The 24223-nt window shown below is 60.9% G+C and carries 15 protein-coding genes; 3 read left to right on the top strand and 12 right to left on the bottom strand.

All coding sequences use genetic code 11. The features are described from left to right. Window positions 1–53 precede the first annotated feature (53 nt). Window positions 54–1970, top strand: coding sequence for a cycle-inhibiting factor (locus tag P0D84_RS20905; protein WP_408339916.1), 1917 nt, complete (start codon window positions 54–56; stop codon window positions 1968–1970). Here P0D84_RS20905 and P0D84_RS20900 read toward each other — a convergent pair. Further along, window positions 1897–3246 (bottom strand): IS4 family transposase, encoded by a 1350-nt coding sequence (locus tag P0D84_RS20900; protein WP_459252212.1) that lies wholly within the window; start codon window positions 3244–3246, stop codon window positions 1897–1899. The genes P0D84_RS20905 and P0D84_RS20900 overlap by 74 nt on opposite strands. 114 nt (window positions 3247–3360) lie before the next feature. Between P0D84_RS20900 and P0D84_RS20895 the strand changes: the two genes are divergently transcribed. Further along, window positions 3361–3705: a hypothetical protein gene (locus tag P0D84_RS20895; protein ID WP_408339553.1), complete on the top strand. Its 345-nt coding sequence runs from the start codon at window positions 3361–3363 to the stop codon at window positions 3703–3705. 152 nt (window positions 3706–3857) lie between these two features. Here P0D84_RS20895 and P0D84_RS20890 read toward each other — a convergent pair whose 3' ends face one another. The 6 genes from P0D84_RS20890 to hemE form a co-directional block, all read right to left on the bottom strand. Continuing rightward, window positions 3858–5006, bottom strand: coding sequence for a branched-chain amino acid ABC transporter substrate-binding protein (locus P0D84_RS20890; protein ID WP_408339550.1), 1149 nt, complete (start codon window positions 5004–5006; stop codon window positions 3858–3860). A gap of 89 nt (window positions 5007–5095) precedes the next feature. Further along, complete coding sequence (putA, locus tag P0D84_RS20885) at window positions 5096–9025, bottom strand: trifunctional transcriptional regulator/proline dehydrogenase/L-glutamate gamma-semialdehyde dehydrogenase (protein WP_408339548.1); 3930 nt, start codon at window positions 9023–9025, stop codon at window positions 5096–5098. A 597-nt stretch (window positions 9026–9622) separates the two neighbouring features. Further along, on the bottom strand, window positions 9623–9868 hold the full coding sequence (locus P0D84_RS20880; RefSeq protein WP_408339545.1) for a hypothetical protein: 246 nt from the start codon (window positions 9866–9868) through the stop codon (window positions 9623–9625). Then, window positions 9865–11298, bottom strand: coding sequence for a YeiH family protein (locus tag P0D84_RS20875; RefSeq protein WP_408339542.1), 1434 nt, complete (start codon window positions 11296–11298; stop codon window positions 9865–9867). The genes P0D84_RS20880 and P0D84_RS20875 overlap by 4 nt, the downstream gene beginning before the upstream one ends. Before the next feature lie 171 nt (window positions 11299–11469). After that, on the bottom strand, window positions 11470–13716 hold the full coding sequence (locus tag P0D84_RS20870; RefSeq protein WP_408339539.1) for a primosomal protein N': 2247 nt from the start codon (window positions 13714–13716) through the stop codon (window positions 11470–11472). Window positions 13717–14180: 464 nt separating this feature from the next. After that, a complete protein-coding gene (hemE, locus tag P0D84_RS20865) occupies window positions 14181–15281 on the bottom strand; it encodes a uroporphyrinogen decarboxylase (protein WP_408339537.1) in 1101 nt (366 codons plus the stop codon). A gap of 203 nt (window positions 15282–15484) precedes the next feature. On the opposite strand from hemE, the gene P0D84_RS20860 reads away from it, so the two are divergent. Beyond that, window positions 15485–16279, top strand: a complete 795-nt coding sequence (locus P0D84_RS20860; RefSeq protein ID WP_408339534.1) for a transporter substrate-binding domain-containing protein — start codon at window positions 15485–15487, stop codon at window positions 16277–16279. 886 nt (window positions 16280–17165) lie between these two features. Here P0D84_RS20860 and P0D84_RS20855 read toward each other — a convergent pair. The 5 genes from P0D84_RS20855 to atpA form a co-directional block, all read right to left on the bottom strand. Then, the gene (locus P0D84_RS20855) at window positions 17166–18896 is read right to left on the bottom strand and encodes an AMP-binding protein (protein WP_408339531.1); all 1731 of its coding nucleotides are present in this window, start codon (window positions 18894–18896) and stop codon (window positions 17166–17168) included. A 613-nt stretch (window positions 18897–19509) separates the two neighbouring features. Then, a complete protein-coding gene (locus tag P0D84_RS20850) occupies window positions 19510–19935 on the bottom strand; it encodes a F0F1 ATP synthase subunit epsilon (RefSeq protein ID WP_012434800.1) in 426 nt (141 codons plus the stop codon). Between the two features lie 200 nt (window positions 19936–20135). Beyond that, on the bottom strand, window positions 20136–21530 hold the full coding sequence (gene atpD, locus P0D84_RS20845; RefSeq protein ID WP_120346436.1) for a F0F1 ATP synthase subunit beta: 1395 nt from the start codon (window positions 21528–21530) through the stop codon (window positions 20136–20138). Between the two features lie 102 nt (window positions 21531–21632). Then, the gene (gene atpG, locus P0D84_RS20840; protein ID WP_179735230.1) at window positions 21633–22517 is read right to left on the bottom strand and encodes a F0F1 ATP synthase subunit gamma; all 885 of its coding nucleotides are present in this window, start codon (window positions 22515–22517) and stop codon (window positions 21633–21635) included. Window positions 22518–22656: 139 nt separating this feature from the next. After that, the gene (atpA, locus tag P0D84_RS20835) at window positions 22657–24198 is read right to left on the bottom strand and encodes a F0F1 ATP synthase subunit alpha (protein WP_408339527.1); all 1542 of its coding nucleotides are present in this window, start codon (window positions 24196–24198) and stop codon (window positions 22657–22659) included. Window positions 24199–24223 lie beyond the last annotated feature (25 nt).

Here is a 24223-nt window from a genome sequence, read left to right as displayed (position 1 = left end):
GCTTTTTTAACTTGATTGAGTTTCGGCGCGGCAGACACGCTTAACTTGGGTGGATTGGCCCGCTCCTTATCTCTTCAGGCGCGCTATCCGGATGCACTCACGTTATAGGTATAAAGAAATCCGAGAAGGCGATCTATATTTACCACACTGGTAAACTTTCTCGAGGCACTAAATGGCATACACACACTGACGGCGTGAAACATATTGCTCATGTTCATGGCGTTTTGACTGGGCAGAAATCCTCATTCATTTTGCCTGCCGAGCCTGCGACCGCCGATTTAGCACAATTATATGACTACTTTGACAACACTTACATCGTCTCCTCCCGGCCACTAGTGAGCACTTCGCCAACCCGGATTGAACGACGGGATAGTACCCACTGGGCATATAGCTACCAGGGCGCGGAAGGTCGGTTTTCCATTGGAAACAGTCACCTCCTGATTTTGCGAGATAATAAATATAACGTCAAAATTGAAGGATTCGTTGAGGCTGGTTCAATAGACGGAACACCAGTAAAACGGGTGCCGGCTACGGTAGCCAATGATTTAGAGCGTTATTTTCCACCGTCAGCATCACGGCCGTCGTTCGAGACCTCGCGCACGATTGCCGACCTGAGAACGAAGCTCGAAAGTAACGTTGATCTTCGGCCTTTTTTCAACGATCCTCGTACCGACAAGGCTGCCGCCACGACTGCCGTCATGTCATTTATGAAAGAGCTCGGTAGATCGGTGAAATGTCGCCTCGTGATGATCTGGATTTTGCCGAACACCATCGAGCCCGAGATGCATTGGCTTGTTATCGACAGTACCGGGGATACCGCGTTGGCGATCGATATTACCGCCTGGAGGTACCCTAAATTCCGATTACCTTTTTACGGTAGCGAGGAGGCGTGGGCAAAAGAATTTAAAGACCTATATCCTCGATCATTTGTCGCCTACAAGGACTTCGATTCGGTCGCGGGTATCGATCCGGAATTTTCCGGCGCCATTTCTAATAGCAATCGCGCGGTCGGGTCGATGACACCGTTGCGTGTTCCACAGTGGCGTTTGCGTAAAGTTAATTATCCAGCGTATCCCTACGCTTCACAGGATACGACCACCTTTTCAGCGACCGTTCATCTTGCCCAGCAGGCAGATGACTCCGCAGAACAGATACGTTTAAAACCGGAATGGAGTGTCAATATAGATACAAAGGGGCTGTACGTTGGTTTGAACGAAGATATATTCAAAGGTGTTTATGAGAAGCCTGGATCGCTTCGAAAGAAAGATTATTATATTCAATCGGACGGCCACACATACCAGGTGGTATTGGATAGTTCCGGGACAGGTTGGAATCTCAAGCTAGATCCCGGTGTCCAGCCAGCCGAAAGCACAATTGCGGTCGAGAAAAAAGCGGACGGCCGCTGGGTCGTCAAAAAAGCGCCGCCTAAGGCTGGGCCCTTACCCGTTCCCTCGAGCAGCGGTGTTTATCGGCGTGATACGGCTTTTGGAAAACTTGCGGAAAGACTGTCAGACATCAATGTGGACCGCATGTTATGGAATAGCGATTATAGTATTCGACTTGTCGACCGCGATGCAGCCAGGATTAAAGCAAAGATTGATGCGGAAGTTGAGGAAATGGGCGGCCTTGAGTCGTATATAGACTTAGTCGGTATCAACCCCCTCGCTCCACTAGAACCCTCTGACAGCCTTTCCGCCAATAACATCTTCAAGCTAATGGTAGAGAATGCCGTCGCGGTCGATCCATCACGTATCCAGCAAACCGATTTTTCGAAATTCGCCGTAACCCTAAGTACTCTCGATCATCAGAAAAACTATCTCTTCCTGATTAGAGATCATCGGCTCGGACACGATTATTTGATCGATATTCCCGCCGGACCGGATATGAGGCATCGGCTTATACACAATTTCCAGCGTGACCGCCGGCACGTAACTTCTGCAATGTCTTGGCAGCGACATGAACCTCTTTGAGTCCCAGCCAAATAGCTTTCGTGCCGGGTTCGCCATCGCCCTTGCGGCCGAGGAATCCGCCCAGGCGCGCGATCAGGCGCAGCACCTCGTTGAGCTTGGGCTTGTCCGGCTGCTTGACGTCGGTCAGCAAATACGCGCCACGAATTTCATCGACATCGAAGAACAGTTCGGCATCCAGATCGGGGCAACTGCGACCCATGTGCATCAGACGGACGATTCGCCAAGCCACGACCAGAAACAGCGCCAGCGCGCGTTCGAGCCGTTCGATCGCGCCCAGTTGCAGCGCCTCGACCCGGCAACCGTTCTTCAGCACGTTGAACAAGATCTCGATTTCCCAGCGCGCCCGATACCAGTCGATCAGTTCAATCGCTTCCTGCAACGTCGTGGCTTCGCGGTTGGTCAGCAAGCGCCATTCGATCGGCTTGACGCCGCCTGGTGCATCAAACTCACGCGCCACCAGACACGTGGCCGCAACGCTCTGACCAACGCCTGCCGGCAGTTCGATGCGCCGCAACCATACGTGCTGACGCACCTGGCGCGCCTTCACGCCGTGACGCGAGCCCATCGTGAAGGCAATCTCGCCCAGCGGTGTGCCTTCTGTCGTCGCTGTCCATAGCTTGGCTCCCTCGGGCAGCGCGCGGTCGTGGGTCGAGCGAATCAGCCAATCCGCCGGCGTGCCCAACTCCTGCGCCCGCACCATCAGCGCGAGCATGTCTGCCTCGCGATCAGCGACGTACACCAGTCGCGTGTGTGGCAGGCTCGATGCCGTTTCCGCTACGCGCTCGTAACCCTCGATCCAGCGCAGGCTTTCCTTGAGGCCGCCGCGCTGGCCCTGCGCGTCCTTGGGCTCACGCGCCCACATCCATGCGTCGAGTACACCCAGCGGCACCCGCTCAGGCGTCACCGCATAGGTCGGATGCAAATACATCCCGCGCTGCATCTCATAAGACAGTGGCCCAAGGCCCGCGGCCTGCCGGCCGTTGAAATCCAGTTCCGTGGTGTCCTGCAGGCACAACACGACCGACTGAGCGGCCATTCGTTGCTCGGTCTGCCGCCAGTGCGGTTCCAGAATCGCACTCCACTCGACCTCGCCGTTGTCGAAGAAGCGGTACGCCGCCATCGTCTCGCCCCAGCCCCGACACGCCTGCGGCACGCCAGCCGTCGGCTTGGCCGCCAATCGTTCCATCAATGTCCTCGCTCGCTTGTTCAAGCGCGCGTCGCCAAGGTCGAGGTCAGCAAATTCGGTTTGCGTCCAGCACGGTGCTTCCAGGGCCAAGGCGTTCACGCAAAAAGCGAGAGTAAACGCGATGCGCCGAAAGTTTACAAGCCCCCGTCGATCTCATTGCCCGACGACGGTTTGTTCCGGCCTACGGTTGCGGAGGGCTGACTTGTGTATAAGACGATGGATATGAGGGCCTATATTCTGCAGTCGAACGTGGAAGCCGGTGTAATTCCTGAAGTGAGGATTCGCGATTGGCTCACGGGCCGCCGAAAGGAGAGCCTGATCATCAAGGATATCCTCGCGCTGCTAAGCCCCGGTTTCGTACACTTGCCTTCGGCTGAGCAGACCAGATTGCTGGCCTCGATCTTTGATAGAGGGAAAAATCCCGCCAATATCGACGTGAATCGTCTCCGTACAGACAAGGGTGTCTCGTTCATTATGCAGAACTATGATCTCGCCAGTTTCGAGGGCAACGTTGAGCGGATACTCCGGGTCAAAGATCCGAAAAGCTGAAAGGCGTTCACTTCTTCGCAGCGCGCCTATCCTCAACTGGCGCATCAGCGATGAAATGATTAACCGGCCAACCCCGAACACGGATGCACAAGAAAAAGGCCTCCGCGTCTCCACGGAGGCCTTTCCTATTTGAGTACGACGGTACTGCTAATTCATTTCCCACCCACGCTTTGCAGCGTCGTCCACTTTCCATCAACAACCTTGTACAGCGTGATGCCGCCGTTCTTCAGGTCGCCCTTGCTGTCGTACGCAAGGTTCGCTGCCGTCACTGCCGGCATCGAGGTCTTCGCGAGCAGCGGCAGGTACTTGGCCGGATCAGTCGAGTTCGCTTTCTTCATCGCGTCGAACATCGCCATTGCGCCGTCGTAAGCGTACGGCGAGTACGTTTGCACGTCTTCGTTGAAACGCTTCTTGTATTTCGCGACGTAGTCCTTGCCACCCGGCATTTCTTCCAGCGGCAGACCGGCGAGCGATGCCACCGTGCCGTCCGCTGCGTTACCCGCGAGCTGGATGAAGGTCGGGGTGTGGACCATTTCGCCGCCCATCAGCGGCGCCTTGATGCCCAGTTGCTTCATCTGCTTGACCATTGGTGCCGCTTGCGAATCCGCGCCGCCGTAGTACACCAGATCCGGGTTCGACGACTTCAGCTTCGTCAGGATCGATTTGAAGTCCACCGCCTTGTCGTTCGTGTATTCACGATCGACGATCTGGCCGCCTGCTGCCTTCGCCGCCTTCTCGAACTGATCGGCCAGACCCTGGCCGTAAGCCGTGCGGTCGTCGACGATCACGATCTTCTTCATGCCCAGGGTCTTGACCGCGAACGTGCCGGCGACCGAACCTTGCTGCGTGTCGGACGTCATCATGCGGAACGTGGTCTTGAAGCCTTGCTGCGTGTACTCAGGCGCCGTGGCCATGGCGATTTCGGGGATGCCCGCGTTCGCGTAAATGCGCGAAGCCGGAATCGTGGTGCCCGAGTTGAAGTGGCCGAGCATGCCCTTGATGCCGTCATCCACCAGCTTTTGTGCAACGGTCGTGCCGGTGCGCGGGTCAGCCTGGTCGTCGGCCGAATCCAGCACGAAGCGAACCGGCTTGCCGCCGATCACCGGCTTGGTCGCGTTCATGTCTTCCACAGCCAGCGTGATGCCGTTCTGGAAGTCCTTACCGTAGTGCGCCTGTGCGCCCGTCATCGGACCGGCAAAGCCGATCTTCACGTCTTCGGTCGATTGAGCGTTGGCCGTCCCCGCCAGCGACATTGCCGCAACCAGTGCTGCGCCTGCCAGCTGTTTCATTTTGTGTTGCATAGCTTCTCCTTGGTACCAGGTGTGGATGGAGCGGTTTTTCGGGGTCGCCGGTACCGCTTCCGTTTTTTGAAGTAATCGATAAGGTTCGCTCAACCGATCGTCATCAAATTCGCATTACCGCCTGCTGCTGCCGTGTTCACGCTGACCGAACGTTCCGTCAACAGACGCTCGAGCGCGTAGTCTTCATCGCCGCTTTCCAGCGCGCGCGCCGCGACGCCCTGCACCGAGACGATCGGCCCTGCGCGTTTCGCGACTTCTTTCACCAGCGCCAGCAGCTCGTCGCTATCGCCTTCGAACAGCACTGCGTCGAAAGGCGTATCGGCGCTCTTCTTCACGCTTGCGTAAGACTTCAACGCGGCGGGCAACTGAGACGCCAATTGTTCACCAGCCGCGCCTTCGAACAATGCGCGATTTCCCGTAGCCAGCGCCGCGGCGAACTGCACGCGCGCGCCGCTCGCCGTCGAGGCGATACACAGCACCGTGCCGCGCGCGCCCAGCGTGTACGTATTGCGCTCGCCGGTCGGCCCAGACAATACCGCAGTTGCGCCCGCCAGCACATGCGACAGATAACCGTCGACACGTGCGGCCAACACCGGTTGCTGTTCGCCGATCAGCCAGTCGCGGTAAGCCGTCAACGCAGCGGACGGATTGTCGCTGTTTTCCGACGCTTGCGGCGCATCCACCATCAACGACTGCGCCAGCGACTTCGGCAAACCAGCCGGACGCGTGGCCAGCAGACGCTGCAGATACAGCGCGCCGCCGGCTTTCGGACCCGTGCCGGACAAACCTTCGCCACCGAACGGCTGAACACCCACCACCGCGCCGATCACGTTGCGGTTCACGTAGATGTTGCCGACATGCGCGCGGCTGATCACGTGGGCGATGGTCTCGTCGATCCGCGTATGGATGCCAAGCGTCAGGCCGTAGCCGGTGGTGCGGATCTGTTCGAGTAGTTTGTCGAGCTGGCTGCGGCGGTAACGCACCACATGCAGCACCGGGCCGAACACTTCGCGCTTCAATTCGTCGATGCTGTCGAGTTCGATCAGCGTCGGCGGAACAAAGGTGCCTTGGGCGCCGCCTTCCGGCATCGGCAATTGCTCGACCTTGCGGCCTTTCTCGCGCATCGCCGCGACGTGCGCGTCGATGCCGCGCTTCGCGTCGAGGTCGATCACCGGGCCGACGTCGATCGACAGGCGATCCGGATTGCCCACCGCCAGTTCGCGCATCGCGCCCGTCAGCATTTCCAGCGTGCGGTCCGCGACATCGTCCTGCAGGCAGAGAACGCGTAACGCGGAACACCGTTGACCGGCGGAATCGAACGATGATTGCAACACGTCCGCGACGACCTGTTCAGCGAGCGCCGACGAGTCGACGATCATCGCGTTCTGTCCGCCGGTTTCGGCGATCAGCGGAATCGGCTTGCCGTCGGGGTCGAGGCGGTTCGACAGCGTCCTGTTGATCAAACGCGCGACTTCCGTTGAGCCGGTGAACATCACCGCGCGAGTGCGCGCATCGGCCACCAAAGCGGCGCCGACCGTTTCGCCGTCGCCCGGCAGCAGTTGCACCGCGCCCGCCGGCACGCCGGCTTCGCGCAGGATACGCACGGCTTGGGCGGCGATCAGCGGTGTCTGTTCGGCCGGCTTCGCGAGCACCGTGTTGCCGGCTGCGAGCGCGGCGGCCACCTGGCCCATGAAAATCGCCAACGGGAAGTTCCACGGGCTGATACAGACCACCGGGCCCAGCGGGCGGTGCGTGTCGTTGGAGAACTCGTTGCGGATCTGCGTCGAGTAGTAGCGCAGGAAATCGATCGCTTCGCGGATTTCCGCGACCGCGTTCGCCAGCGACTTGCCGGCTTCACGCACCACCAGCCCCATCAGCGTGTGCATCTGCGCTTCGAGCAGATCGGCGGCACGGGCGAGACAGTCCGCGCGGGCGTCGACCGGCGTGGCTTGCCAGATCGGTGCGACGGCGACCGCGTGTGCCAATGCCGCGCTCACGTGTTCCGGCGTCGCTTCGACGACCGTCCCGACGAGATCGCGATGATCGGCCGGGTTACGCACGTCACGTGCGACGCCCACGGCGATCTCGTTGTCTTCGAGCATCGGCGCGGCGCGCCACGGATGATGCGCGCTCGCGAGCAACGCCGACGACAACGATGCCAGACGATGTTCGTTCGACAGATCGAGGCCCATCGAATTGAGACGCTCGGCGCCAAACAGATTGCGCGGCAGCGGAATCTTCGCGTGCGGCGCGCCGAGCGGGACGATCTTCGAGGCTTCATCGACCGGGTCGGCGATCAGGTCCTTGATCGCGACGTTTTCGTCGGCGATGCGGTTCACGAACGACGTGTTCGCGCCGTTTTCCAGCAGACGGCGCACGAGGTACGCAAGCAGCGTTTCATGCGTGCCGACCGGGGCGTACACGCGGCACGGACGGTTCAGCTTGTCACGGCCAGTGACTTCCTCGTACAGCGGTTCGCCCATGCCGTGCAGGCACTGGAACTCATACTGGCCGGGGTAGTAGTTATTGCCCGCGAGGTGATAGATCGCCGACAGCGTGTGCGCGTTGTGTGTGGCGAACTGCGGATACACGGCGTCCGGCGCGCTCAGCAGCTTCTTCGCGCAAGCGAGGTACGACACGTCCGTGTAGATCTTGCGCGTGTACACCGGATAGCCTTCGAGACCGTCCACTTGCGCACGCTTGATTTCGGTATCCCAGTACGCGCCCTTCACGAGACGGACCATGATGCGGTGACGGCTGCGGCGCGCCAGATCGATCAGATACTCGATCACGAACGGGCAGCGCTTCTGGTACGCCTGCACCACAAAACCGATGCCGTTCCAGCCGGCCAGTTCTGGATCGAAACACAGCGCTTCGAGCAGATCGAGCGAGATTTCGAGGCGATCGGCTTCTTCAGCGTCGATGTTCAGGCCGATGTCGTAGCGGCGCGCGAGGATCGCCAAAGAGCGCACGCGCGGCAGCAATTCGCTCATCGTGCGTTCCTGCTGCGAACGCGAGTAGCGGGCGTGCAGTGCCGACAGCTTGATCGAGATGCCCGGGCCTTCGTAAATGCCGCGGCCGCCGGCGGCCTTGCCGATCGCGTGGATCGCCTGTTCGTACGACGCGTAGTAGCGCTGCGCGTCGGCTTCGGTGGTGGCTGCTTCGCCGAGCATGTCGTACGAGTAGCGGAAACCACGTGCTTCGTACTTGCGGCTGTTGGCCAGTGCTTCGGAAATGTTCTCGCCGGTGACGAACTGTTCGCCCATCAGGCGCATCGCCATGTCGACGCCCTTACGAATCAGCGGTTCGCCGCCCTTGCCGATCAGGCGCGTGAGCGCCGACGACAGACCCGTTTCACTATTGGTCGTCACCAGCTTGCCGGTGATCATCAGGCCCCACGTAGCGGCGTTGACGAACAGCGAAGGCGCCTGGCCCACATGCGATTTCCAGTCGCCCTTGCTGATCTTGTCGCGGATCAGCGCGTCGCGCGTGGCGCGATCGGGAATGCGCAGCAGCGCTTCGGCGAGGCACATCAGCGCGACGCCTTCCTGGCTCGACAGCGAGAATTCGTGGATCAAGCCTTCAACGCCACCACCCTTGCTCTTGGCGCGCAGCGTTTCGACCAGCTTGCCGGCCATCGCTTGCACGTCGCCCGCGAGATTGGCCGGCAGACGCGCCTGGCCGAGCAGGAACGGCACGCATTCCGGCTCGGGACGCCGGTACGCAGCGGTGATCGCCGCGCGCAGCACCGACTGCGGCTGCACATTCTGCGCGAATTCGAGGAACGGATGCGAGGCGCCGTCTTCCTCCTGCTCCACCGCGGCGCCGTCGGCCAGATCGGCCGAGCCGGTTTGGCCCGACAGTTCAGGCGGCAACTGGCCGTGCTCGATTTTTTCGAGGTACGCGAAGATCGCCTGCTTGATCAGCCAGTGCGGAGTACGTTCGAGTCGGGTGGCGGCATCTTTCAGCCGGGAACGCAGGAGGTCGTCGACCTTGACGCCGAGGGTGGTGCTAGCCATGTTTCCTTCTTGGAATACCAGACGAATTCACTGGGAAAGACTAAAGTTGGGCGAATCGTACGCCTCCAAATAAAAAGGTGCAACCATGCGCCCTGCATGGTTGCACCTCGTTGAAAGCCCCATATGGCGGGGGTTTGCGGCGAATGGCGTCGCGCGTCGCGATGGCGGTTGCGATCAGTACTTTCCCTGGCGTGATTCTTTTCGCTTTTACCCTTATCAGATCGCCCGGCGCGCCGTTATACAGAACATGGATGGTCGCGGCCGCAAGGCACGCACATAAAAACACGGCACGGGGTTTTAGAGGACTGGCGAAATGGAAAAGTGGTTAGTCGTATTCGGGATCTGGGCGATGTGCGCAACTTGCGCTGTGCTTTTCATCCGTGGCGCGACGGGTGGCCCGGGCAAGCGGGTGACTGAAGAAAAGCGCGCGCGTCCTGCGTCGCGTGCATCGGCTGGCGATACACGGGCAGCGTTAAACGATTGAGGGGCGAGGCCCGGCGGCTATCGATCGACATCGAGACACCGTCCCCGGCTGACACCGAACAGTGAGTGCGCGCCGCCTGGTTCAGGCAGCTGGGGGCGCTGCGGACGTGCGCGTCAGTCCCGTGCGACCGGCTCGTACTGCGCGCAAACGTCGTCGGGCGAAACGAGCTGATCGTGCAGCCGGCATAGCCGGCTGTCCGCCACGCTCGCGCCAAACCCGGAACTGAACACAGCGAGACCCGGAATGCTCTGCTCCAGTGAATGCCTATCCTCGGCGCTATTCCGGCAGCTGGCACAGCGCGGCGCGCACACGTCTTCGCGTGCGTGGGCCGCGCCGGCGATGCGGACAGCCTCGCTCATGACGAGCCCTGCCCCAAGCTATTCCAGTACGGTGCGAACACGTGCGCGGACAGCGCGTAGCCGATGGCGATATTGACCACCACGCCGGCGGTGAAGGCCAGAAAAGGCTTCAGGCCGGTGGTCGTGAGCGAACGCAGGCGCGTGGTGAGTCCGATGCTCAGGAAACAGAACGTGAACGCCCACGTGCGCAACGCGGTGATCGGTGCGACGAATTCGGGCGTGACGACCTTGCGGTAATCCGCCAGCGAATAGTGGCTGGCGATCCACGTCACCAGCGCCGACGCAATCACAAAGCCGATCACGAACTTCGGAAAACGCGCCCAGATCTCACCAGCATTGGGTTTGGCTTTGACGCCGCTATCCTGCGACTCCCAGCGCGTCGTCGCGACAATCGCCAGCACGAACGCCCAGATACCGATCCAGATATCGCGGCCAACGACCTTCATCAGCGTGAACGCCTGAAGCGATGCCTCGGGGGCGCCCGCAATCACGCCGCCCGCATGCTTCGCGAAGTCGCCGTAGGCTTGCGCGGCGGCAATGCCCGCGGCGTCGGCGAATTCGGACGTGCCGATCCAGGCGCCCGCCACTGCCGTCGAGAGTCCCAGCGAACGCGATGCGAACGGCAGCACGAAGATCATCACGATTGCCCACAACACGACCAGCGTGATTGCCACCGATGCCTGCTCCCGCTTTGCCCGCACCGCGCCGGCAATCGCAATCGCCGCCGATACGCCGCACACCGCGCCGCCCACGCCGAGCACGGCCGCAAACCGCCGGTCGAGGCCAAGCGCCTTGCCGGCAAAGAAGATCACGAAGAACGTGACGAGCGAGACGATGGTGGCCTGCCCCACCGCGACCGGCCCCGCCCACACCAGCAAGGTGAACGGCAGCGTCGCGCCGAGCAGCACGATGCCGACCTTGATGTAAAACTCCACGCGCAGGCCGGCTGAGAACCACTCAGGCAGCGTGACAACGTTCGAGATCAACAGGCCCAGCGCCAGCGCCACCAGCGGCGGCTCGAGGTTGTACTTCGACGCGTTGACCCACGCACCCAGCGTGAAGATCAGCGCCGACGCGATGAACAGGACCAGGAACGACGCCAGGAAAGCGCCGACGCGCTGCTTCAACGCGGCAAGGCTTACGCCGAACAGCACGGCGAACACGACGAACAGCGCGAGATAGTTCGGCAGATGCTTGCCGATGTCCTGCGCGGCCTGCTCAACGCTCGACCATTTGGCCGGCGCCACCGCCAGCCACTTGATGCTGCTGCCCGAGGCGAATAGCGCCCAGGCAATCACGATCACCAGCAGGCCGACCCAGACGGCCCACCAGTCTTCCGTGGAAAAGAGACCGCCGCCGTGCGCGCTATGGCCACTGCGCGGTTTGCTGGGCGCGGCGCCGCTCGGCAGTGTCTGGTTGGTATCGCTCATCGCAAATGCCCCGGGAAAGTTGAGGTGGATCGGCGCGTGATTGTTGAGTTTTGCCTGAAAATGCGCCGATTCGGCGAAATATAGGCGAGCGAAGGCGCAAAGCGAAACGACCATTCGCTCTATGAATATGACTGAAAGGAGTAACGCTCTCCGTTGACGCGGCGAGCGGCGTCAGATGTCGAGCGGGTCGACTTCGAGATTCCAGCGCAGCACGCCTTTCAGGCCGCGCAGCACCGGTTGCCACGCACGCAAAGTGGCCTGCAATGCGCCACGCGACGCGCTCTCGATCAGCAATTGCGCGCGATGCACGTGCATGACCTTGACGATGGTGAGTGGCACAGCGTCATAGACCGTTACGCGCTCGGCGGCCGGAATCTCCGTCAGCGCGGCGGCCGCCTGCTGCAGGAAGGCAAGCGCGGCTTCGAGCGTGCGGCCTTCGGCGCGCAGCAAAGCCTGATAGACGAACGGCGGCAGATGCGCGTCGCGCCGCTCGGCCAGCGTCGAATTGGCAAAGCCGACGTAATCATGCCGCCCCAGCGCGTGATACAGCGCGTGGCGCGGATAGCGTGTCTGCACCAGCACTTCGCCCGGCAAACCGGCGCGGCCCGCGCGCCCGCTGACTTGCATCAATTGCGCAAAGAGGCGTTCGCTCGCGCGGAAGTCGTGTGAAAACAAGGCCGTGTCGGCGTTCAGCACGCCGACCAGCGACACCCGCTGGAAGTCGTGGCCCTTCGCGATCATCTGCGTGCCGACGAGGATGTCGACCTCGCCGGCGTGGACGTCGGAAAACAGCGCCTGCGCGCTGCCTTTGCGGCGCGTGCTGTCGGCGTCGATGCGCAGCACGCGGGCGCCGGGTACCGCGCTGGCCAGGGTTTCCTCGACGCGTTGCGTGCCGCGTCCCATTGGCGCGATGTCGACATTGCCGCAGTCCGGACACGAGCGCGGAATGCGCGATTCCCAGCCGCAGTGGTGGCAGCGCAGCGCGCGTTCGGGTTTGTGCAGGACGACATAGGCGCTGCAGCGGGGACAGCCGGCGACCCAGCCACAAGCGTCGCAGGCGAGCTGCGGCGCGTAGCCGCGACGGTTCAAAAACACGAGGCTTTGCTCGCCACGCTCGAGCCGTGTCTTCAACGCCGCGATCAGCGGTCCGGACAACCCCTCTACTGAGGCCCGCCCGCGCCGCCGCTCCTCTTCCAGATCGATCAGCTTGACGGTCGGCAGCACCGCCTCGGCGACCGCACGGCGCGACAGGGTGAGCCGCTTGTAGCGTCCCTGATCCGCCTGCCACCAGCTTTCCAGCGACGGCGTGGCCGAACCGAGCACGACTGGCAAACCGAGTTGCTTGGCGCGATAGATCGCCAGATCGCGCGCCGAATAGCGCAGACCTTCTTGCTGCTTGTAGGCCGGATCGTGTTCCTCGTCGACGACGATGATAGCCAGCTTGGGCAGCGAGGCAAGCACCGCCAGCCGCGTGCCGAGCACGATGCGGGCACGACCGGTGTGCGCGGCGAACCAGTTGCGGGCGCGTTCGCCTTCCGCGAGACCGCTGTGCAGCGTGACAATCGACGCGCCTTCGAGCGCCGCAAAGCGCGCACGGAAGGCGTACTCGAACTGCGGCGTCAGATTGATTTCAGGGACGAGGACGAGTGCCTGCGCGTCGGGCTTCGCCGCGAGGATCTCGGCGAGCGCTCGCAGATACACCTCCGTCTTGCCGCTGCCCGTCACGCCGTGCAGCAGGAACGGCGCGAAGCCGTTTGCGTCGCGGATCGCTTCGACTGCGCTCGCCTGTTCGTCGGTGAGGGTGGGTAGCGTGGGTGCCGGCGTATCCAGCGATGCCGGGTTGGCAAGCACCTCGGCGGCTTCGATCACTTCCAGCGCGACCCAGCCTTCGGCTTGCCAGGCGTCCAGTGTCGCGATGGCTTTGGGATGGAGCGCGCGAGCGTCCGCGGCGATCAGAAATTCGGCCTCGGTCAAGGCGTGGGCAAGCTTGCGCAACGCGCTGGCTCGCGCCGGCAATGTTTCGGGCAATGCGGCGCGCCCCTCAGCTGTCAAGCTGTAACGTTCCGCCGGCGCGAATAGGCGCGACCACCGCGAAGCATCACGCAGGGCTTGCGGCAAAGCCGGCAGCGCCACTTCCCCGAGGCCACGCTGATAGTAGTCGGCGGCGAAGGCCGTGAGCGCCAGCCATTCGGCCGACACGGGCGGGCAGGCTGTGCAGACATTGCTGACCGTCCGCAAGCGGTCAGCAGGCACGTCACTGTGAGCGGTCACTTCGCAGACGAGGCCCACCACGTGGCGTTTGCCGAACGGCACGCTCACCATCATGCCCGGTGCGACACGCGGGGGGGTGTCGCACCGGTAGTCGAACAAAGTCGGCAGTGGATGATCCAGCGCGACGCGAACGAATACGTCACTCACGCGGCGGCACGGACTGGGTAAATGGATGCAGCACGACGCCGCATCATGGTGCACATTGAACAGACGGTGAAGCCATCGAAGTTAAAGTAAAACTTCAATTTCGGCGCTAAGTTTTGGATTCGGCTGAACAATTGCAATCGGCCCGCTTGCCTGTGGATAACTTTGTTGAGAACTTCGTCCAGAAGGGCTGGAAACCGCGCCGCAGCGCCCTTCTGTGGGATTCCGCACATTTTGTCGTAACCCCTTGAAACCCTTGCCAGACAAGGCTTAGATCAAATGCGCCTGCAATGTGCAAGGGCTGGGGCACGACGAAAGCTTCTACCGCGCCGCAGCGTGACCAATGTGCATAAGTCAAGTCTTGACTTTCGCGGGACCGCCATCCGACGGCCCCTTCACTGCAATGTTTCCCTTAGGGCGAGAGCCCACCTCGCTGCGCCGCAGCAAAAATGCTAACGATTACGGCATCAGGTTGGTGCGTGCGCGCCACTGCGAATCGCGCGGCTATGACGATGGACTTCGTCCACGAGTTCGGCCACATTTTCCGGCGGCGTGAACTGCGAAATCCCATGGCCGAGATTGAAAACATGCCCAGGATGATTGCCGAAGCTGTCGAGCACAGCGCGCGCTTCCATGCGGATCGAAGCGGGCGGGGCAAACAGCACCGAAGGATCGATATTGCCTTGCAGCGCCACCTTGCTACCCACACGCTCACGCGCCTTGCCGAGGTTCACGGTCCAGTCGAGACCGACCGCGTCCACGCCGATCTCGGCGATCTCGTCGAGCCACAAGCCACCGCCCTTGGTGAAGGTGATCACCGGTACTTTTTCGCCGTCGTGATCGCGTTTCAGCTGGCTCACGACCTGCTGGATGTACTGCAGCGAGAAGCGCTGGTAGACGCCGTCCGCGAGTGCCCCGCCCCACGTGTCGAAGATCATCACGGCTTGCGCGCCGGCTTCGATCTGCGCATTCAGGTACGCCGCGACCGACTTCGCGTTGACGTCGAGAATACGGTGCATCAGATCCGGTCGCGCGTACAACATCGATTTGACGGTGCGGAAGTCTGCCGAGCCGCCGCCTTCGACCATGTAGCACGCCAGCGTCCAGGGGCTGCCTGAAAAACCGATCAGCGGTACGCGCTGACGGCCTTGCGCGTCGGTAAGCGCGGTGCGGATTTCGCGCACGGCGTCGGTCACATAGCGCAGCGTGGCGTCGATATCCGGCACCGCGAGGCGCGCCACATCGTCTTCCGTGCGCACCGGCCGGGCGAATTTCGGGCCCTCGCCGGCAACGAACTCGAGACCTAGGCCCATCGCGTCCGGCACCGTCAGGATGTCGGAGAACAGGATCGCGGCGTCGAGCGGATAGCGCTCGAGCGGCTGCAGTGTGACTTCCGTTGCGTACGCCGGATTCTTCGCCAGACCGAGGAAACTGCCCGCGCGACCCCGCGTGGCGTTGTATTCCGGCAGATAGCGGCCAGCCTGCCGCATCAACCAGATCGGTGTGTAGTCAGTCGGCTGGCGCAGCAGCGCGCGCAGGAAAGTGTCGTTCAGGAGTTTATGGGCCACGTTGCGTACGACCGAAGGCAAAAGGGCATTTTACCGGACGCGGCTTGTCATCGCCCTCGATGCGGGTAATAACTGTCGCGCACCTTGCTCGCGTGGCCTGTTGCGGCGCCATGACTCAGCTGAACGGCCAATGTTCAGGCGCGATTTGCCGGGCTATCATCCGACGGCTTTACCAAACAACAACGCACAACCAAGGAGACTCAATGAACAAGGCAGCACTTGCATTAGCCGGCGTTCTGGCCGGCATTTTGATGCAGACGGGCGTCGCCCAGGCACAGACCAGCGCAACCGCCGCGGCTCCCTCGCGGCTCGACGAAATACTTGCGCGCGGCACCCTGCGCGCCTGTACGACCGGCGACTACAAGCCGTACTCGTTCTATAAAGCAGACGGCCAGTTCGAAGGCATCGATATCGACATGGCCGAGTCGCTCGCCAAGTCGCTCGGCGTGAAGACGGAATTCGTCAAGACGTCGTGGTCGAACCTGATGAACGACTTCGTCGCGAAATGCGACATCGGCGTGGGCGGTGTTTCGCCCACGCTCGAGCGCCAGAAGCGCGCGTTTTTCACGCAGGCGTACATGGTTGACGGCAAGACGCCGATCGTTCGGTGCGACGACGTCAACAAATATCAGACCGTGGCGCAGATCGATCAACCGTCGACCCGCGTGATCGTCAATCCGGGCGGTACTAACGAGCGTTTCGCCAGACAGTATTTCCCGCATGCAAACCTGACCGTCTATCCGGACAACGTGACGGTCTTCAAGCAGATTCTTGCCGGCAAGGCCGATGTGATGGTGACGGACGCGTCGGAGACCTTGTTGCAGCAAAAACTGAATCCGGGTCTTTGCTCGGTGCATCCGGACAAGCCCTTCCAGTACGGTGAGAAAGCCTGGCTGCTGCCGCGTGGCGACATGGCCTTTCAGCAATACGTCGACCAGTGGTTGCACCTTGCGCAAGCGACCGGCGAGTATCAGGCGATCTCGGATAAGTGGCTGTAGTGAAGCGAGAGTTGCAGGTTCGGCGCGCGTCGCACTCGATCGGGAAAAGCAGGCGAGGCTGACCGCTTATAGGTTCCCGTGGTTAGCGCAATCGTGTAACCGGACCCCAAGGTGTTAAGTAAAACTCGATCAATGCGGTTTGAATACGGGGCCAGCGAAGTGGCCCCCTCCGCATCTTTCCTCCGCATGCTCCAATTGTTGCAACGCAGCGCAACCGCTCGACAGCAAACCAAAGCTTTCGTGGCGCTCGAAAAGCGCTTGTAGCACGGTCGATTCGTCGCAAAAAAGATGAGCATGCAACTATTTCATGCGGAATCGACTGAACGGATTACGTCGCAATATGCGTCGCGAATAGCATCAATCAGGCGTAGGAAATTGCGCGCCAGTCATCGGTAAAAATTGCGTTTGAAACGTTTCCGATTGGCAATAAATCCCGGGGCGCCTTATCTGGCGGGCGTTACAACCTGAAACACTTTGTTACCGCGCTCGTAGGTTAATTCGCCCACAATGCCTTCAACGGTTTCAACACGGATGTGGCTAGGTGCGTGGTGTGAGCGGATACGATGCACTTGCCGGTCGGCGTATGCCGAAGCCCTGTAAAGGGGCATCCCTGCTGGGGCCGTAGTCGGCGCAGGGTCGTCGTCTCAGTCGGTTCCAACTTTGGTCTCCTCGCGCTAACCCCGTAGCGTGTGGTTTTTAGCGGGCTCCAGGCCCGCTTTTTTTTCGCCCGGTCAAACGTTTGCGAGGTTGTTGGCGGATCGATTTTGCAGGTTTTTTTTAACCGAGCAATTTCCTCCCCAGGGGCCCGTTTCGCTGCAAACGGTTTTCCTCAAAATGCCGGCCGGCGCCGTGCGCATCTTCGTGCGGCGCCGAATCAGCATGGCCGTCAGGCCGTCTTGTCTTCCTGCGCCTTCAATTCGCCGATCATCCGTTCGCGCATGATGAATTTCTGCACTTTGCCGGTCACCGTCATCGGCAACTCGTCAACGAAGCGGATGTACTTCGGTATCTTGTAGTGTGCGATCTGGCCCTGACAAAACTGCTGAATCTCCTCTGCTGTGGCCTGCTCCCCCGCGCGTAAAACGATCCACGCACACACTTCCTCTCCGTACTTCGCGTCGGGCACGCCGAACACCTGCACGCTCTGGATTTTCGGATGCCGGAATAGAAACTCTTCGATCTCACGCGGGTAGATGTTTTCTCCGCCCCGAATCAGCATGTCTTTCAGGCGCCCAACGATGTTGCAGTAGCCGTCGGCATCGAGCGTCGCCAGATCGCCGGTGTGCATCCAGCCGTCGACGATGCTTTCCCGCGTCTTCGCTTCATCGCCCCAATAGCCTTGCATCACCGAATAGCCTTTGGTGCACAGTTCGCCTGTCTCGCCCACCGGCACGATCTCACCGAGCGGATCGACGATCTTCACTTCGAGATGCGGCTGGATACGGCCAACCGTCGTAGTGCGCTTGTCGAGCGGGTCGGTGGTCGAACTCTGGAACGACACCGGGCTCGTTTCCGTCATGCCGTAGGCGATGGTGATCTCGTTTGAATGCATCCTCGAAACGACCTTCTTCATCGTCTCGATCGGGCATGGCGAGCCGGCCATGATGCCAGTGCGCAGACGCGAGAAGTCGTAGGTGCCGAAGTTCGGATGATCGAGTTCAGCGATGAACATGGTCGGCACCCCATGCAGTGCCGTGCACTGCTCTTCGGCGACGGCAGCGAGGGTCGCAGCCGGGTCGAAGCCCTCGCCCGGAAACACCATATTCGCGCCGACCGATACGCACGCCAGCACCGCGAGCACCATGCCGAAGCAGTGGTAGAGCGGAACCGGAATGCACAGGCCGTCCTGGTCCGTTAGACGCATCGCCATCGCGATATAGCGCGCGTTGTTGACAACGTTGCTATGGGTCAGCGTGGCGCCTTTCGGATTGCCCGTCGTGCCGCTGGTGAACTGGATGTTGATCGGTTCGTGGCAGGACAGCGTCGCACCGATCGCGTCGAGCCTCGCGACGTCGAGCGTCACGCGGCCCTGCTCGATCACGTCGGAGAAGCTCAGCATACCGGGCGTCTCCGTGTCGCACATGCGGATCACGTAGCGCAGGTCCGGCAAGCGAGCGGCACGAAGTTCGCCCGGCGCTTGTGCCGCCAGTTCCGGCGCGAGCTCCTGCAGCATCTCGAGGTACATCGACGTCTTGAACCGCTCGGCCGCAATGATCGCCTTGCAACCGACCTTCTTCAGCGCGTACTCGAGTTCCGCGAGGCGGTACGCTGGATTGATGTTGACCAGCACGGCGCCGATGCGCGCGGTCGCGAACTGCGTGAGCAGCCATTCCACCCGGTTCGGTGACCAGATGCCGACACGGTCGCCTTTCACGATGCCAAGAGCAAGGAGTCCGGATGCCAGCACATCCACCTCTTCGGCGAACTCCTTCCATGTCCAACGGATGCGTTGCTCACGAAACACCACGGCCGGGCGGTCAGGAAAGCGCTCTGCGGTGTCACGCAAAAACTGCCCGACCGGCGCTTCGCTCAACGGGATCTCGGTGGACCCGCGAACGTACGACAGGTTGTCTTTAGGTTCGATGAGTGCGCCATCGCCTGACACGTGCGTTGCCATGGTGTTGTCTCCGTGAGCGGAAGCTCGCCCTATTGAATATTGAAATGAATTTGAAATCAATTGTGCCACCGGCGGACGTCCGTGAGGCATCAAGTGTTACCCGCAGCGCATTGATGGACAGCTGCTGCTGCAAGATGCCGCCGCAGAGTCGTGGCTCTGGCTCTGGCTCTGGCTCTGGCTCTGGCTCTGGCTCTGGCTCTGGCTCTGGCTCTGGCTCTGGCTCGTGCTCGTGCTCGTGCTCCTGCTCCTGCTCCTGCTCCTGCTCCTGCTCCTGCTCCTGCTCCTGCTCCTGCTCCTGCCTGTGGGCTGTGGGCTGTGGGCTGTGGGCTGTGGGCTGTGGGCTGTGGGCTGTGCCTGTGGCCTGTGCCTGTGCCTGTGCCTGTGCCTGTGCCTGTGCCTGTGCCTGTGCCTGTGCCTGTGCCTGTGCCTGTGCCTGTGCCTGTGCCTGTGCCTGTGCCTGTGCTCCAGCAATCTCGCCTTTTCGCTAGTGACAAGTTGCGCACCGCTACGTGTCATTAGTGGAAAGCCGAATTGCGCTGACCTTTCCGTAAACGTCAAGTCGAGGTCAAAAAAAAGCAGCCAGGAAGGCTGCTTTCTCTCTAAAACGTGATGCCTAGTTCTGACCGCGCAGCTTGCGCAGACGCTGAATCGCAGCGAGTTGAGCCGTCGCGTACGCCAGTTCCGCTTGCGCGGTCGCGTATTCGAGGTTCGAACCCGTGTTCTGCAGCGCTTCTTCCGCACGCTTGCGTGCATCTTCAGCCTTGGCTTCGTCGAGATCCTTGCCGCGGATTGCCGTGTCGGCGAGAACCGTCACAGCGCCAGGCTGGATTTCGAGAATGCCACCGGCGACGAACACAAACTCTTCTTCGCCGTTTTCAGCTTCGATGCGCACCGCACCCGGACGAATCCGCGTGATGAGCGGCGTGTGGCCCGGCAGAATGCCGAGTTCACCTGCTTCGCCCGGCAGCGCGACGAACTTCGCCTGGCCCGAGAAGATCTGCTCTTCCGCGCTGACGACGTCTACCTTGATTGTTGCCATAAGTGTCGACTCCTGTGGCGACCAGAGTTGGCGCTTTAGCGCTTACTCGGGTCCCCCTGCAAAGCTCGACGAGAGTTAGCGCTTTAGCGCTTATTCTCGTCCCATGCAAGGCTGGGTTGAGCGTAGTGAGAGGCGCGATAAATCACGTGTTACTTATTCAGTGATGCGATCTGCCGCGCCTGATTACCTACACCCCACCTTTACTGGATCTTCTTGGCCTTTTCGAAGGCTTCGTCGATCGTGCCGACCATGTAGAACGCTTGTTCCGGCAGATGGTCACACTCGCCGTCAACGATCATCTTGAAACCACGAATCGTTTCCTTCAGCGGCACGTACTTGCCCGGCGAGCCCGTGAACACTTCAGCGACGTGGAACGGCTGCGACAGGAAACGCTGGATCTTACGAGCGCGCGCCACGGCGAGCTTGTCTTCCGGCGCCAGTTCGTCCATACCCAGAATCGCGATAATGTCGCGCAATTCCTTGTAGCGCTGCAGCGTTTGCTGCACGCCGCGCGTGATCGCGTAATGCTCTTCGCCGATCACGTTCGGGTCGATCTGACGCGAGGTCGAATCGAGCGGGTCGACCGCCGGGTAGATGCCCAGCGAAGCGATGTCACGCGACAACACGACGGTTGCGTCCAGGTGGCCGAAAGTCGTAGCCGGCGACGGGTCGGTCAAGTCATCCGCAGGGACGTACACGGCCTGCACCGATGTGATCGAGCCGGTCTTGGTCGACGTAATACGTTCTTGCAGCTTACCCATTTCTTCAGCCAAAGTAGGCTGATAGCCCACTGCCGACGGCATACGGCCGAGCAGTGCCGACACTTCCGTGCCTGCCAGCGTGAAACGGTAGATGTTGTCGACGAAGAACAGCACGTCGAGGCCTTCGTCACGGAAGTGCTCAGCCATCGTCAGACCGGTCAACGCGACGCGCAGACGGTTGCCCGGCGGCTCGTTCATCTGGCCGTACACCAGCGCGACCTTGTCGAGAACGTTCGAGTCCTTCATTTCGTGATAGAAGTCGTTCCCTTCACGGGTACGCTCGCCAACACCGGCGAACACGGAATAACCACCGTGTTCCTTAGCGATGTTGTTGATCAGTTCCATCATGTTCACGGTCTTGCCCACACCCGCGCCACCGAACAGGCCAACCTTACCGCCCTTGGCGAACGGGCAGATCAGGTCGATAACCTTGATGCCGGTTTCGAGCAGTTCCGTCGACGGCGACAGTTCGTCGAACGCCGGAGCCTTCTGGTGAATACCGCGAACCACGTCCGAGTTGATCGGACCGGCTTCGTCGATCGGGCGACCCAGCACGTCCATGATCCGGCCGAGGGTCGGCTTGCCAACCGGCACGCTGATGGGCTTGCCGGTGTTCTTCACCGTCGTACCGCGGCGCAGGCCGTCCGATGCACCCAGACAGATGGTACGGACAACGCCGTCGCCCAGCTGCTGCTGGACTTCGAGGGTCAGTTCCGAACCGTCGAGAATGAGCGCGTCGTAAATCTTCGGCATGTGGTCACGCGGGAATTCCACGTCGATCACCGCGCCGATGCACTGTACGATCTTGCCTTCTACCAAAGCAGTAGTACTCATCGCTTTTCCTTTAGATACTCAATTCTTCACTCGCGCAAAGGCGCAGTTTCGATGGGGCGCGCCTCACGGGCACGCACGAAGCGGCATGCCTGACCGTCAAGGTCAGACTGCCGCTGCGCCACCGACGATTTCCGACAGTTCTTTCGTGATCGCGGCCTGACGGCTCTTGTTGTACACGAGCTGCAGTTCGTTGATGACCGTCTTCGCATTGTCCGAAGCGGCCTTCATTGCGACCATCCGTGCCGACTGCTCCGATGCCATGTTTTCCGCGACGGCCTGATAGACCAGCGCTTCGACATAACGCACCAGCAGTTCGTCCACCACTGCCTGCGCATCCGGCTCGTAGATGTAGTCCCACTGCGTGCTCGGCGTCGTGCCGTCTTCGTCCTTACGCTCGAACTGATCTGCCGACAGCGGCAACAGTTGCTCGATCACCGGTTCCTGCTTCATCGTGTTGACGAAGCGCGTGTACGCCAGGTACACCGCCGAAACCTTGCCTTCCGAGTACAGGTCGAGCTGCACCTTCACCGCGCCGATCAGCTTTTCCAGATGCGGCGTGTCGCCCAGATGCACGACATTCGACACCACCTTGGCGCGCAGACGGTTCAGGAAACCCAGACCCTTGGTGCCGATCGCAGTTGCCTCGACCGTCTTGCCCTGACCTTCCAGTTCCTTGAACTTCTGCAGCGACGCACGCAGCACGTTGGTGTTCATCCCGCCGCACAAACCTTTATCGGTCGTGACGAGGATGATGCCAGCCGTCTTCGCGCCTTCGTTCGACACCATGAACGGGTGACGATACTCCGGGTTCGCACGGCTCATGTGTGCAGCGATATCGCGGACCTTGTCGGCGTACGGGCGAGCAGCGCGCATGCGCTCCTGAGCGCGGCGCATCTTCGATGCGGCCACCATCTCCATCGCTTTCGTGATCTTGCGCGTGTTTTGCACGCTCTTGATCTTGCCGCGAATTTCCTTCATTCCAGCCATTGCTTGCTCCTTGTCGGCCCGAGTAAGCGCTTCAGCGCTTACTCGGGTCCCATGCAAAGCGATCGAAGCAGCGCGGGTTCAGTTGCCTGCGGCCCGCGCCGCTTCAAGGTCCGTTTATGCCTTGCGGATCACTCGCAGATCAATATGCGCCGGACTTCTTGAAGTCTTTGAGAGCCGTATGCAGCAGGGCTTCGTCGTCCTTCGAGAGTTCCTTGGTATCTTCGATGCGCTTGACCAGGTCAGCGTGGCTCGACTTCAGATATTCGCGCAGGCCCTTTTCGAACGGCAGCACTTGCGCAACTTCCAGATCGTCGAGGTAACCGTTGTTCGCGGCGAACAGAGCGATTGCCAGTTCCCACACTTGCAGCGGTTGATATTGCGGCTGCTTCAGCAGTTCCGTCACGCGGCGGCCGCGCTCCAGCTGCTTGCGGGTGGCTTCGTCAAGGTCCGATGCGAACTGTGCGAACGCTGCCAGTTCACGGTACTGCGCGAGGTCGGTACGGATACCGCCCGACAGCTTCTTCACCACCTTGGTTTGAGCCGCACCGCCAACGCGCGACACCGACACACCGGCGTTAATTGCCGGGCGGATACCTGCGTTGAAAAGGTCGGTTTCCAGGAAGATCTGACCGTCGGTAATCGAGATCACGTTCGTCGGAACGAATGCGGTCACGTCGCCTGCCTGCGTTTCAATGACCGGCAGTGCCGTCAGCGAACCGCTCTTGCCCTTCACTTCGCCGTTCGTGAACTTCTCGACGTACTCTTCCGAGACGCGAGCAGCACGCTCCAACAGGCGCGAGTGCAGATAGAACACGTCGCCCGGATAAGCTTCACGACCCGGCGGGCGGCGCAGCAGCAGCGAGATCTGACGGTATGCCCAAGCTTGCTTGGTCAAATCGTCATACACGATCAGGGCATCTTGACCACGGTCGCGGAAGTATTCGCCCATCGTGCAGCCGGCGTACGGTGCGAGGTATTGCATCGCAGCCGATTCCGAAGCCGAAGCGGCCACGACGATCGTGTATTCCAGCGCGCCGGTTTCTTCCAGCTTGCGCACCACGTTCATGATCGACGAAGCCTTCTGGCCGATCGCGACGTAGATACAGAAGAGGTTCTTGCCCTTCTGGTTGATGATCGTATCGACTGCGACTGCGGTCTTGCCGCACTGGCGGTCGCCAATGATCAGCTCGCGCTGGCCACGGCCAACCGGCACCATCGCGTCGATCGACTTCAGACCGGTTTGGACCGGTTCCGAAACCGACTTACGCCAGATCACGCCCGGCGCAATCTTTTCGATTGCGTCGGTTTTCTTCGCGTTGACCGGGCCCTTGCCGTCGATCGGGTTGCCGAGTGCATCGACCACGCGGCCGAGCAGTTCCGGACCCACCGGCACTTCGAGAATGCGGCCCGTCGTCTTGACGATGTCGCCTTCCGAAATGTGTTCGTACTCACCCAGAATCACGGCGCCGACCGAGTCGCGCTCGAGGTTCAGTGCGAGACCAAAGGTGTTGCCCGGGAATTCGAGCATTTCGCCCTGCATCACTTCCGACAGGCCGTGGATGCGCACGATACCGTCGGTCACGGAGATCACGGTGCCCTGGTTGCGAACGTCTGCGCTCGCTTCAAGGCCCTGGATCCGGCTCTTGATCAGCTCGCTGATCTCAGAGGGATTGAGTTGCATTATTCGCTCCTGATAGTCAATTCTG

Origin of the sequence: Paraburkholderia sp. RL17-337-BIB-A (assembly GCF_046025895.1) — a bacterium.
Lineage (GTDB): Bacteria > Pseudomonadota > Gammaproteobacteria > Burkholderiales > Burkholderiaceae > Paraburkholderia > Paraburkholderia fungorum_C.
This window is presented reverse-complemented; position numbering and strand designations above follow the sequence as displayed.

What these genes read in the sequence shown, in the direction of transcription:
- atpG (WP_179735230.1), bottom strand. Translation starts at nt 22,517, where the DNA reads ATGGCTGGAATGAAGGAAATTCGCGGCAAGATCAAGAGCGTGCAAAAC.
- P0D84_RS20880 (WP_408339545.1), bottom strand. Translation starts at nt 9,868, where the DNA reads ATGAGCGAGGCTGTCCGCATCGCCGGCGCGGCCCACGCACGCGAAGAC.
- P0D84_RS20860 (WP_408339534.1), top strand. Translation starts at nt 15,485, where the DNA reads ATGAACAAGGCAGCACTTGCATTAGCCGGCGTTCTGGCCGGCATTTTG.
- P0D84_RS20875 (WP_408339542.1), bottom strand. Translation starts at nt 11,298, where the DNA reads ATGAGCGATACCAACCAGACACTGCCGAGCGGCGCCGCGCCCAGCAAA.
- P0D84_RS20855 (WP_408339531.1), bottom strand. Translation starts at nt 18,896, where the DNA reads ATGGCAACGCACGTGTCAGGCGATGGCGCACTCATCGAACCTAAAGAC.
- P0D84_RS20850 (WP_012434800.1), bottom strand. Translation starts at nt 19,935, where the DNA reads ATGGCAACAATCAAGGTAGACGTCGTCAGCGCGGAAGAGCAGATCTTC.
- atpA (WP_408339527.1), bottom strand. Translation starts at nt 24,198, where the DNA reads ATGCAACTCAATCCCTCTGAGATCAGCGAGCTGATCAAGAGCCGGATC.
- atpD (WP_120346436.1), bottom strand. Translation starts at nt 21,530, where the DNA reads ATGAGTACTACTGCTTTGGTAGAAGGCAAGATCGTACAGTGCATCGGC.
- putA (WP_408339548.1), bottom strand. Translation starts at nt 9,025, where the DNA reads ATGGCTAGCACCACCCTCGGCGTCAAGGTCGACGACCTCCTGCGTTCC.
- P0D84_RS20890 (WP_408339550.1), bottom strand. Translation starts at nt 5,006, where the DNA reads ATGCAACACAAAATGAAACAGCTGGCAGGCGCAGCACTGGTTGCGGCA.